This is a genomic window from Mesorhizobium sp. LNJC391B00, from assembly GCF_000502535.1.
In the GTDB taxonomy this organism is placed as follows: domain Bacteria; phylum Pseudomonadota; class Alphaproteobacteria; order Rhizobiales; family Rhizobiaceae; genus Mesorhizobium.
In genome coordinates, this window is record NZ_AYWI01000006.1 from 269,319 (window position 1) to 280,069 (window position 10,751).

Below are 10,751 nucleotides of genomic sequence, written 5' to 3' on the forward strand. Positions count from 1 at the left end.
CCAGTTGGATGCGCAAGGCGCTCCTTTCAGCCTTTCATCGGTGCCAGTACATCCGTGGTCACCGGAAGGCCGAATTCCTTATCAGGCCGCCTTCAACTGGTCGGCGGACATCTTGCCCGACTTGTTGTCGCGGGTCATCTCGTAGCCGAGCTTCTGACCCTCGACGATGTCACGCATGCCGGCGCGCTCTACGGCCGAGATGTGGACAAAAACGTCGGCGGAGCCGTCGTCAGGCTGAATAAAACCAAAACCTTTGGTGGCGTTGAACCATTTCACTGTGCCGGTGGCCATGAAGAACCCTTTCCCTGGCAAATATTCGTTCACCATCGTGCGACTGCACAACAGCGTTTTGTCTCGATTTTTGATGGGGAAGTTCGTCAAAGGCGCGCATCATGCGCGGATAACAAAAGTCGGTCAAACAAATATCGACATATTTCTTATAGACTTCTCTTAGTGCCGAGTCAATTTCTGGTTTGGCCACAGCCCAAATTCAACCTGAGGATGCCTGAGGCATAAGCCTCAACTGACGAGGTGGCGGAGCGCAAGGCGTTCCCAAAAAATATTCCACGCCCCGGAACCAATCGCAAGCCGGCGCATTTCCGTGGTGTCAGCAATTCAGAGAGCAATCTCAGTAATGCTGGCAAAAGGACGCCTCCCGCACATTAAACGGTGCGAGAGGCGTTCTTGTATGTGCCGTTGTCTGACACAATTCCCAAGGGAAAACCCGTTTCACACTTTTCCTTAAACTTACGCTCGCCTACAGGATCGCGCTGATCAGCGGCAGGATCTCGTAGCGGAAACTGCGGCCGGAGCTCGACACCGGATCGCCGTCGGTGACCGCTCTTGCCTCGGCTTCGCTGCCGACACGCAGGATCAGCAGACTCCAAGGGCCGGCCGGGTCGGCGACCGGCCCGGCGAGGATCATGGTGCCCTCGGCAAGCTTGCCGCGCAGATAGTCGGCATGCCGGCCCATCAACTCCCTCTCCTCCTCCGTCAGGGTGAAGGCGAAGTCCGGCCGAGGCGGGATCAGCCGGCAGTGGAAGATTGTGGCGCGGTAGTCTCACGCGGTCCATCATTGCTGGCCATCGGTCACTCACCGTGATGTCATTAGTGGTCCTATTCGTCCGGGCCGGGTTCCGGCCAAGTCTCCTTCGCCGCTTCCGCATACCAGTGCCGCATCGCCGGCGTTGCCAACACGGCGTCGACATAGGCGCGCGTGTCGGGCGCGAGTTCGCCGCCATATGTGTCGAAGCGGGTGACGACAGGTGCATACATGGCATCGGCCGCGGTGAAATGACCGAACAGGAAGGGGCCGCCCTTGCCGTATTGTTCCCGGCACTGGCGCCAGATCGTTTCGATGCGCGCGCGCTGCATGTCGCCTTCGGCGTCGAGCGGCTTGTGGGCCTTCGGCCGGCGCAAATTCATCGGCCAGCCATAGCGCACCTCGCGAAAGCCGGAATGCATCTCGGTCGCCACCGAGCGAGCCAAGGCGCGGGCGCCGATATCCTGCGGCCAAAGTTTTTTCTCCGGAAACAGGTCGGCCAGATATTCAAGGATGGCAAGGGTTTCCCAGACAATCCTGCCATTGTGATTCAACACTGGCACAAGGCCGGTGGGCGAGACTTTCGCCAGAGCGGCAAAAGTCTCGGGCGTGCGCAGGCGCACGAAACCTTCCTCGAACGGGATCTCCAGATGCTTCATCGCCACCCATGGCCTCAGCGACCAGGACGAAAAGCACTTGTTGGCGATGATGAGCGTAAATTCAGCCAAGGCGGTCTCCCCAAAATTTCGTCACACTAGTCACACGATACGACGCGGCAAAGCGTTTCGGCGACCATATAAGCGACCAGATGCGACGATGATCGCCGCCCAGGGAACCTAAGCCAAGCCGGCCCGTTTGCCTCCTGCGAACGAATCCCCAGAAATCCCAGGAGATGCAAAGATGGTGAACAAGGATCAGGTTGCCGGCGTGGCCAAGCAGGTCAAGGGCTCGGTCAAGGAGGTCGGCGGCAAGGCGACCGGCAACAGGCAGACCCAGGCCGAAGGCACGGCCGACAAGACCGCCGGCAAGGTGCAGAAGGTCTATGGCGACGTGAAGGACAAGATCAAAAAGGCGCTCTGATTCGATCTTGCAGGCAATGAGGAAGGCGGCTCAAGGCCGCCTTTTTCTTGTCAGAGGCTGAGGCTCTTGCTGAAGGCGCTGGTGAACTTGACCCCGCCCCGGTCGCCCGCCGCCTCGCCCAGCACCACGTCTATGCCGTCCCCGGTTACCCTCACCAGCGCGAAGCCACCCATATAGGCAGCCTTCGGCTTGAACAGGTCGAGGCCATCGCTTTTGTAGATCATAGGCACTTCGTGCTGATGGCCATGGAAGATGGCGATGACATTGTAGCCCTTCAGCGCCGCCAGCATCGCCTGGCGGTCGGCCTCGCTCCACCAATGCGGCGCGCCTGCGCCGTCATCGTCATAGGTGCGCTTGGCCGGGTCCCAGCGCTCGACCGAGAAAGTGTCCCAGCCATAGTGCTGGAACAGGATGACGGGACGGCCATCCGCCGCGTAGGTCGCCAGATCCTGCTTCAGCCACGGCAGGCTGCTCACCGCGCCATGGCCGGTGTCGCCGGCAAAGCGGTGGGTCTGGACGAGATGCAGGCCGCCCCAGTCCCAGGAATAGCAGTCGGTGTCGACATCGTATTCGGTGGCCGGCACCGGCGGCTTGAAGAACACGCCGGGGCGGTGGTTGACCTCGACATAGTCGCGCAATTCACGCCGATACCAGTCGACATGGGGCGGCGAGCCATTCTGGTCGAGATCGTGGTTGCCGAGGCCGACATAGACCGGCATGTGCACGCGGTCCGGGCCGACGCCTTGTTGATAGCGCTGGCTGAACTGCAACAGTTGCGTGCCTTCGCTGGGCTCGGTGATCTGGCCGCCGCCATCGTCGGTGATGTCGCCGCCGACAACGAGGCCGAGCGGCGCATCGATGCGGCTGCCGGCCGAACGCAGGCGGGTTGCAACGTCATCGATCTCGACTGGCCATTGCCGGCCGGCCAAGCCATTGAGAACAGCGACATTGCGCAACAGCGCGGCATCGGTCTTGCCTTCCTCCAGGCAGTTGGGGCTGAGGCCGCTCGACATGCGGCAGGCATGGACATCGGCGATGAACAGAAAGGTGGCGTCGATGGGCTGGATGCGCTTGCCGGTCTGGCCAAGCGCGGCGCGCGGCAGCATACCAGCCATGGCAAGGCCGGCTGCCTGTGCGAGGAAATTGCGACGGGAGAGGACGAGCTTGCGATTCATGACCTGAAATTCAGCACAGCCGGCGCCCCACCGTCCAGTTGCCAGGAATGGCAGGTCGACACGGCACTGTGGCTCTGGCATTTCTTGGGTCATGCTGGCGCGCAGCAAATACAAGCAGGGGGAGGATTTCATGAGAGCCTTTTCGATAGGCGTGGTGCTGGCTGGGTTGCTGCCGGCGGCTGCGGTGCATGCCGCCGATTGTGTCGACGCAAAATCGGCCAAGGCCGGCTTCGTTCTGGAAATGCCTGGCGTCCGCAGCGAGTTTCGGCCGGTGGCCGGCGGCATGGTGTCCGTCGCCAACACCTACGAATCGCAATCGCCGCAAACACAGTTCCTGTTTGCCGGCCTGGTCGAAGTGTTTCGCGACAGCGATACCGGACGGGTGGCGACGATCCCGTTTTCCGATCTGCGAAAACTGTTTCCGCTGAAGACGGGAGCCAAGAGCACGATCGAATTCGTCGAGCTGTCGCCGAACAAGCAGCCGAAGAGCACCAAGACACTGAGCCTGGTCGTCAAGGGCAAGGAGACGTTCAACGTCGGCGGCTGCAAATACAACGTGCTGGCGGTCACGGAGACCTTTAAGAACGGCGCCGGCGAAACGCTGGACACATTTACCGCGCTTTATGCGCCCGATCTGCAGGCGTCCCTCGCCCGGCGCTACGACGAAGGGACCAGCGCGAAATCGGTGAACGGTTACGAGACGATCAAGCCGCTTTCCGACTAGAACAGCGCAGTTCCGGCCTCAAGGTTTTCCCGGCCGCAGCAGGATCCTGCGACGCCGCTTCGCTCTGCTCGGGAATGGCGGCGTTGAGCTACCCTGAAGTTCGGCCAGGCAATCGCGCAGCACGCTGGCATCCTGTGCCGCCTTGGCCATCGACATGGCGCCGGAATAGGCGGCGATGGCGAGTGCCGCAAAGCGCTCGGGGTCGGTGCCCTGCTCCCTCCCCGACTGCTGGTCGGCTCGCACCTTGTCGGCAACCGCCTGACGCCATCCGGCAAAGATATCGTCCAGAGCGGCGCGGAAATCCGGGTCAGCGAGCGACAGTTCATGCGCCAGATTGTTGAGCGGACAGCCGCGCACGAAGCCTTGCTGCTCAAGCTCGGTCGCCACCGCCTCGAACACCGCGCGCACGCCTTCGCGCGCCGAGCCTGCCGCCCGTACAGGGTTGATCCAGGTTTCATCGAGGGCCGCTGCCACGCGCTCCTCGATCACCGCCAGAGCTAGCGCCTTCTTCGTCGGGAAATGATGATGCAGCGCGCCGCCGCTGACGCCTGCGGTCGTCATCAACTCGCCAAGAGCGGATGCATGATAGCCACGCGCCTGGAACGACGCTTCGGCGACATCGAGCACCTTGTTGCGCAGCCCTTCGGGATCGTTGGTGCGTTTTCGCGGCGGCCCTTTCGGAGCCCGAGCAATCTCTGCTGACATTTGCCAACGATAGCAGATTGACAAAACAGGACAACCGGTCTGTTTTATAAACCGGATGATCATCCTGTTTTTTGGAGACGACACAATGACCGTACCCCTGAATGCGCCTGCGACGGCAAGCCTGCTCGCTTCGCCTGTCGTCGAGTTGCGGCAGTACACGCTGAGGCCGGGCCGGCGCGAGACGCTGATCGACATCTTCGACAGTCGGTTCATCGAAGGCCAGGAACACGCCGGCATGACCATCATCGGACAGTTCCGCGACCTCGACCGCCCCGACATGTTCGTCTGGCTGCGCGGCTTCGATGGCATGGAAGCGCGGAAGCAGGCGCTCACCGCCTTCTATGACGGGCCGGTGTGGACGGCGCACCGCGACGCCGCCAATGCGACGATGATCGATTCTGACGATGTGCTGCTCTTGAAGGCGGCATGGCCAGGCGCCGGCTTCGATCTGTCAGGCGCGCAGCGAGGCGCCATGCCGGCGGACGGAAAGCCGAGCGCAGACGATGGCTTGACCGGTGTTGTTGTCATCCAGATTCATCATCTGCGGTCTGGCGCCGAAGCCGATTTCGCCGGCAATTTCGAAACGGATGCCGTTCCGGTCCTTATCGGCGCCGGCGGACGGTTGCTTGGCGCCTTCATCACCGAGCACGCCGAAAACAGCTTTCCCCGCCTGCCGGTGCGCTTGAGCGAAAACGTCTTTATCGCGGTGACGGGTTTCAACAGTCCCGAGGCGCATGCCAGTTACGAAGCCGCAGTTGCCGCTTCGCCCCAATGGCAAGCGGCCGATGTGACCTGGCGGACCGAAACCTTGCGCCTGACGCCGACGTCGCAGTCGCTGCTGCGGTAACCGGATCGGCACGCGGCCAACCGAAGTTCATACTGAGCGATAGGCCGGCGGCTTGACCGCCCTCGCCGATCGGCATTGCCTTCGTGACGCGGGCAACAGCGAGAGCATTCGATGCGACTTGGCCTTCAATGAGACTTTCTGGCAAACGAGCACTGGTGACCGGCGGCTCGGACGGCATTGGCCTGGCGATATCGGAAGCTTTCTTGCGCGAGGGCGCCGACGTGCTGATCGTCGGTCGCGACACCAGCAAGCTCGAGACCGCCCGCGAGACACTTGCGGCGGAGGGCAACGTCGGCACCCAGTCGGCCGATCTCTCGACCTCTTCCGGCATCGATGCCGTGGTCGATCGCGCGAAAGCAACCGGCCCACTCGACATCCTCGTCAACAATGCCGGCGTCGCTTATCTGGTGCCTTTCGAGACCGTCACCGAGCACCAATTCCAGCAATCCTTCGCGCTCAATGTGACGGCGGCGTTCTTCCTTACCCAGCGCCTGCTGCCGCATTTCGGCGCCGGCGCTTCGGTCATCAACATCTCGTCCTACTTCGCCAACAAGATGATCCCGAAGCGGCCATCGAGCCTGTATTCCTTGTCCAAGGGCGCGCTGAATTCGCTGACCAAGTCGCTGGCCTTCGAGCTTGGTCCGCGCGGCATCAGGGTCAATGCGATTGCGCCCGGCACGGTCGAGACCGCCATGCGGCGCAAGTCGATCGAAAACCTGCCGGCGGCAGCGCAGGCCGAGCTGAAAGCCTATGTCGAGCGCAGCTACCCGCTCGGCCGCATCGGCCAGACCAGCGATCTTGCCGGCATCGCCGTCTATCTCGCCAGCGATGAGGCGGCGTGGACCAGCGGCGGCATTTTCGCGATCGATGGCGGGTATACGGCGGGGTGACCGTTTGGACGGCCCTCTGCCTCGAACAAGCGGAGCACTTGACCAAACTTCCGATACCGCGTCTGTCTGCAGATTGAGCAATGCTTCAGACATTCGTGGTGCCATGCCGTCTATCGATCCACTGATCCTCTTCTACACAACGTTCTTCAGCAAACCCGTCGATATCGCGTCGATACAGTGCGAAATACCCGGGCGGTGGACACTGGACAAACGACGGATTTCCGAGGCCGCGGCAGTCGTCTTCCATATTCCGAACTTTCGCGAAGTTGGCGATGCCTACAAATACCCTGGTCAATATTGGGTCGCCTGGTCGATGGAATGCGGCCAAAACTACAAGCGACTTGCCGACCTCAAAACCATGCGGCACTTCGATATCATCATGACGCATGAATCCCGGTCCGATGTCTGGGTGCCCTACCTTCCGCGTGCGGTGTGGTGGAAAGATGCGCTGGCCAGACCAATCGTACCGAAAACGGAAGAAGCGCCGGTCGCACTCTTCCAGTCGGCCGGCCTGAATTATAGCGGCCGTGTCGATCTGGCGAACGAACTGGGGCGCCACATCAAGATCGATTCTTATGGCCGATATCGCAACAGCCGATCGGTCTCTGGCCCCGATCTGGGCTCGAAGACCAAGATTGAAACCATTGCGCGGCACAAATTCTGCCTGGCCATGGAGAACTCGATCGAGGCCGACTATGTCACCGAGAAAATCTATGACGCGTTCATGGCCGGCACGGTGCCGATCTACCTTGGCGCTCCCAATTTGGACGAGTTCGTTCCGGAGCACTCCTTTATTGACGCCAGTGCCTTCGCCAGCGCCAGCGATCTTGCAGCCTATCTCCAGCACCTGATCGCAACGCCGCAAGACTACGAGGCTTATTTCGACTGGCGCTCAAAGCCATTGCCCGACAATCTCGTCAAACGGGTGCAATCATTGGAAACACCCGCGTTCTGCAGACTGATGAGCGTCGTGCGCCAGCGTCTGGAGGCGCGGACAAGCACGCCTTCCGGACGGCGAACACTTCCGTTCGGCTACAGATCCTATCTCAGGACAAAGCTGCGCCGCTGGAGGAAAAAGGTTCCGAACTGACGGTCCGCGATCAGGCGCGCTTTCAGCAAAATACGGAGGACAAAGAGCGTCTCTTGCGACGTCGAGACGGCTTCGACCTTGCCGCCATGCATCTTGGAGATCTCCGAGGCTATGTGGAGGCGCTCCCAGGGTGGACTTGAAATTCTCGGCTTCGCGATCCGAAGCTCGATCCGGATGCGATGCCGGATTTTGGTCGGGAAACTGGACAGAAGGACAAGTGCATAAGCTACCTCATCGCTGCTGTTGCCAGTGAGACGCCGTAGGTAGACGTGAATTGCGCATTGCTGATCCTGGGGGAAGTTTGCGTAGAGCAATCCGCCAGCTCGACATGATCTTATCGAGCTAAATCCGCAAGTTTCCGTCCACTTTATGGGATCAAGCCGGACTGAGGAGCAATTTCCTTCACACGAAAGTGGAGGGTGCAGGAGTCCCGAAGGGCGGCGCTACTGCTTCAACCGATTTACTGCCTGCCGACCGCAATCTCTGCTTGAAGGCCATTGTGCAACGCGATACGCCGTTGCCGAATTCGATCGTCGGAGAGACAAGTGACCGCTGCCACGACCAGAACCGAAACCGACACGTTCGGCCCCATCGAGGTTGCCGCCGACCGTTACTGGGGCGCGCAGGCGCAGCGTTCCCTCGGCAATTTCAGGATAGGCTGGGAAAAGCAACCGGCCTCGATCGTGCGTGCGCTCGGCATCGTCAAGCGAGCGGCGGCGGAAGCCAATATGGAGCTGATGCGGCTCGATCCGGCAGTCGGCAAGGCGATCATCGAGGCGGCGCAAGAGGTGATCGACGGCAAGCTGAACGATCATTTCCCGCTGGTCGTCTGGCAGACCGGCTCGGGCACGCAGTCCAACATGAACGCCAACGAGGTGATCTCCAACCGGGCGATCGAACTTCTGGGCGGCGTCATGGGCTCGAAGAAGCCGGTGCACCCTAACGACCACGTCAATATGAGCCAGTCGTCGAACGACACCTACCCGACAGCCATGCACATCGCGTGCGCCGAGCGCATCGTGCACGATCTGCTGCCGGCGCTGAAGCATCTCCACGCTGCGCTCGAGGTCAAGACGAAGGCCTTCGCCCACATCATCAAGATCGGCCGCACCCATACGCAGGACGCGACACCCCTCACGCTGGGTCAGGAATTTTCCGGCTACGCCGCGCAGGTGGCCTCTTCGATCAAGCGCATCGAGATGACGCTGCCCGGCCTGCAGGAACTGGCGCAGGGCGGCACCGCCGTCGGCACCGGCCTCAACGCGCCGGTCGGCTTTGCGGAAAAGGTGGCGGCGCGCATCGCCGAAATCACCGGCATTGCCTTCGTCACCGCGCCGAACAAGTTCGAGGCGCTCGCCGCGCACGATTCCATGGTGTTCTCGCATGGCGCCATCAACGCGGCGGCCGCCGCCCTCTTCAAGATCGCCAACGACATCCGCTTCCTCGGCTCCGGCCCGCGCTCGGGCCTCGGCGAACTGTCGCTGCCGGAAAACGAGCCGGGTTCCTCGATCATGCCGGGCAAGGTCAACCCGACCCAATGCGAGGCTCTGACGCAGGTCTGCGTGCAAGTGTTCGGCAACAACGCCTCGCTGACCTTCGCCGGCAGCCAGGGCCATTTCGAGCTCAACGTCTACAATCCGCTGATGGCCTATAATTTCCTGCAGTCGGTGCAGCTGTTGGTCGACGCTTCGATATCCTTCACCGACAATTGCGTCGTCGGCATCGAGGCGCGCGAAGACAACATCAAGGCCGCGCTCGACCGCTCGCTGATGCTGGTGACAGCGCTGGCGCCGACGATCGGGTACGACAATGCCGCCAAGATCGCCAAGACCGCGCACAAGAAGGGCACCACCTTGCGCGAGGAAGCACTGGCCACCGGGCTGGTCAGCGAGGCAGACTACGACCGGCTGGTGCGGCCGGAGGACATGACGCATCCGGGTTAAGCGATTCCAGGGGAAGTGCCTTCCTCGAAGCGCGCAGCCCTTCCTCTTTGGAATTGCGTCAACTAGAAATCCGAATTGTGTGGCGGGACAATTTGCTCCCGCCGCTGCTGGCCGCGACAAGAATTTTGCGTCGGTCGAACGATCCCGAAATGTACGTCCTGTGAACAATGTGTCGCCGGACTGGCGGCTTTGGTGAACAGTCGGCTTGGTCTATCTGACCGGGACATCAACCCTTTTCGGAGAGCCACCATGTCCATCAACACTTCCGCTGCCGGCGCCGGCATCGCGTCCAACAGCTCCACCACCATCCTGCTCGGCCGCATCCTGCTCGCCGCCATCTTCCTGCTTTCCGGCTTCGGCAAGCTCACCGCCATTTCCGGCACCGCCGGCTATTTCGGCGCCATGGGCCTGCCGGTGCCGACCATAACGGCCATTGTCGTCGGCCTGATCGAATTGCTCGGCGGCCTTGCCGTGCTCGTTGGCTTTCAGACCCGCATCGCCGCCTGGGTGCTCGCGGTCTTCACCATCGCCTCGGCCTTTGTCGCCCATACCGGCTGGGCCGACCAGAACCAGATGATCCATTTCCTGAAGAACGTCGCCATCACCGGCGGTTTCCTGCTGCTGGCTTCCTCGGGCCCTGGCGCCTACTCGATCGACGCCAAGCGCGGCTGAGCTTTCCCTCCCAAGCCTGAAAAAAGCGGCGTGGAATTTTCCACGCCGCTTTTTCGTTGTCTGCCCAAGCGCGCGCCCGTCCCATCCCTGCTAGGATCGGTCTCGAAACAGCCGGCGGACAGACAACGGAGATGACCATGCCCCGCGATGCATTGCTTCTGATTTCCCGGCTGCTGCTCGCCGCCCTGCTCGTTCCCTCCGGCTACCACGCGCTCGCCGACATTGCCGGGACGACCGGCTATTTCGCCGGCCTCGGCATGCCATTGCCGACGCTTGCTGCCTGGAGCACCGGGCTGTTCGAGTCGATTGCCGGTCTCTTGATACTGGTCGGCTTTCAGACGCCGGTCGTTGCGATACTTCTTGCCGCTTTCTGCATCGTTGCAGGCTCCATCGGCCACTACGGCCAGGGCGGCGATGACCCGATGCTCACCTTCCTGCACCAGCAGATGCTGATGAAGGATATTGCCATCGCCGGTGGATTCCTGGCGCTAGCCATGGCCGGCGCCGGGGCCTGGTCGATCGACGGGCGCCGCGCCGCGGTCTGATATCGTCAAATATCGTCCCAGGTTGATCCCTCGCCGAG

The 10,751-nt window shown here is 61.6% G+C and carries 13 protein-coding genes; 8 read left to right on the plus strand and 5 right to left on the minus strand.

Annotated features, from left to right (window positions below):
* Positions 1–81: 81 nt before the first annotated feature.
* The 3 genes from X750_RS148385 to X750_RS148380 form a co-directional block, all read right to left on the minus strand.
* Positions 82–291: a cold-shock protein gene (locus X750_RS148385; RefSeq protein ID WP_023671502.1), complete on the minus strand. Its 210-nt coding sequence runs from the start codon at positions 289–291 to the stop codon at positions 82–84.
* A 466-nt stretch (positions 292–757) separates the two neighbouring features.
* Positions 758–1,045: a YciI family protein gene (locus tag X750_RS0132965; RefSeq protein WP_031242971.1), complete on the minus strand. Its 288-nt coding sequence runs from the start codon at positions 1,043–1,045 to the stop codon at positions 758–760.
* 71 nt (positions 1,046–1,116) lie between these two features.
* Entirely contained in the window at positions 1,117–1,770 is a 654-nt protein-coding gene (locus X750_RS148380; protein WP_023747758.1) for a glutathione S-transferase family protein, read from the minus strand.
* A 172-nt stretch (positions 1,771–1,942) separates the two neighbouring features.
* Between X750_RS148380 and X750_RS148375 the strand changes: the two genes are divergently transcribed.
* Entirely contained in the window at positions 1,943–2,122 is a 180-nt protein-coding gene (locus X750_RS148375; protein WP_023694693.1) for a CsbD family protein, read from the plus strand.
* Between the two features lie 50 nt (positions 2,123–2,172).
* Here X750_RS148375 and X750_RS148370 read toward each other — a convergent pair whose 3' ends face one another.
* A complete protein-coding gene (locus tag X750_RS148370; protein ID WP_023747759.1) occupies positions 2,173–3,297 on the minus strand; it encodes a metallophosphoesterase in 1,125 nt (374 codons plus the stop codon).
* A gap of 130 nt (positions 3,298–3,427) precedes the next feature.
* Between X750_RS148370 and X750_RS148365 the strand changes: the two genes are divergently transcribed.
* Complete coding sequence (locus X750_RS148365) at positions 3,428–4,021, plus strand: hypothetical protein (RefSeq protein WP_023747760.1); 594 nt, start codon at positions 3,428–3,430, stop codon at positions 4,019–4,021.
* Between the two features lie 18 nt (positions 4,022–4,039).
* Here X750_RS148365 and X750_RS148360 read toward each other — a convergent pair whose 3' ends face one another.
* Positions 4,040–4,726 (minus strand): TetR/AcrR family transcriptional regulator, encoded by a 687-nt coding sequence (locus X750_RS148360; protein WP_023747761.1) that lies wholly within the window; start codon positions 4,724–4,726, stop codon positions 4,040–4,042.
* 85 nt (positions 4,727–4,811) lie between these two features.
* Here X750_RS148360 and X750_RS148355 point away from each other — a divergent pair, with 85 nt between their 5' ends.
* From X750_RS148355 to X750_RS148330, 6 genes are all read left to right on the plus strand, one after another.
* A complete protein-coding gene (locus tag X750_RS148355; RefSeq protein WP_023747762.1) occupies positions 4,812–5,573 on the plus strand; it encodes an NIPSNAP family protein in 762 nt (253 codons plus the stop codon).
* 128 nt (positions 5,574–5,701) lie between these two features.
* On the plus strand, positions 5,702–6,463 hold the full coding sequence (locus tag X750_RS148350) for an SDR family oxidoreductase (protein WP_023747763.1): 762 nt from the start codon (positions 5,702–5,704) through the stop codon (positions 6,461–6,463).
* 103 nt (positions 6,464–6,566) lie between these two features.
* Positions 6,567–7,553 carry a glycosyltransferase family 10 gene (locus X750_RS148345; protein WP_023747764.1) on the plus strand — a complete coding sequence of 329 codons (987 nt, stop codon included), beginning with the start codon at positions 6,567–6,569 and terminating at the stop codon, positions 7,551–7,553.
* A gap of 545 nt (positions 7,554–8,098) precedes the next feature.
* Positions 8,099–9,496, plus strand: a complete 1,398-nt coding sequence (gene fumC, locus X750_RS148340; protein WP_023705701.1) for a class II fumarate hydratase — start codon at positions 8,099–8,101, stop codon at positions 9,494–9,496.
* A 249-nt stretch (positions 9,497–9,745) separates the two neighbouring features.
* Entirely contained in the window at positions 9,746–10,168 is a 423-nt protein-coding gene (locus tag X750_RS148335; protein WP_023671490.1) for a DoxX family protein, read from the plus strand.
* 137 nt (positions 10,169–10,305) lie between these two features.
* A complete protein-coding gene (locus tag X750_RS148330) occupies positions 10,306–10,713 on the plus strand; it encodes a DoxX family protein (RefSeq protein ID WP_023705700.1) in 408 nt (135 codons plus the stop codon).
* The last annotated feature ends 38 nt before the right edge of the window (positions 10,714–10,751 follow it).

Bases quoted from the DNA above. Each gene is read 5' to 3' on its own strand.
- X750_RS148385 (WP_023671502.1), bottom strand. From the start codon at position 291: ATGGCCACCGGCACAGTGAAATGGTTCAACGCCACCAAAGGTTTTGGT.
- X750_RS148375 (WP_023694693.1), top strand. From the start codon at position 1,943: ATGGTGAACAAGGATCAGGTTGCCGGCGTGGCCAAGCAGGTCAAGGGC.
- X750_RS148370 (WP_023747759.1), bottom strand. From the start codon at position 3,297: ATGAATCGCAAGCTCGTCCTCTCCCGTCGCAATTTCCTCGCACAGGCA.
- X750_RS148365 (WP_023747760.1), top strand. From the start codon at position 3,428: ATGAGAGCCTTTTCGATAGGCGTGGTGCTGGCTGGGTTGCTGCCGGCG.
- X750_RS148360 (WP_023747761.1), bottom strand. From the start codon at position 4,726: ATGTCAGCAGAGATTGCTCGGGCTCCGAAAGGGCCGCCGCGAAAACGC.
- X750_RS148355 (WP_023747762.1), top strand. From the start codon at position 4,812: ATGACCGTACCCCTGAATGCGCCTGCGACGGCAAGCCTGCTCGCTTCG.
- X750_RS148350 (WP_023747763.1), top strand. From the start codon at position 5,702: ATGAGACTTTCTGGCAAACGAGCACTGGTGACCGGCGGCTCGGACGGC.
- X750_RS148345 (WP_023747764.1), top strand. From the start codon at position 6,567: ATGCCGTCTATCGATCCACTGATCCTCTTCTACACAACGTTCTTCAGC.
- X750_RS148335 (WP_023671490.1), top strand. From the start codon at position 9,746: ATGTCCATCAACACTTCCGCTGCCGGCGCCGGCATCGCGTCCAACAGC.
- X750_RS148330 (WP_023705700.1), top strand. From the start codon at position 10,306: ATGCCCCGCGATGCATTGCTTCTGATTTCCCGGCTGCTGCTCGCCGCC.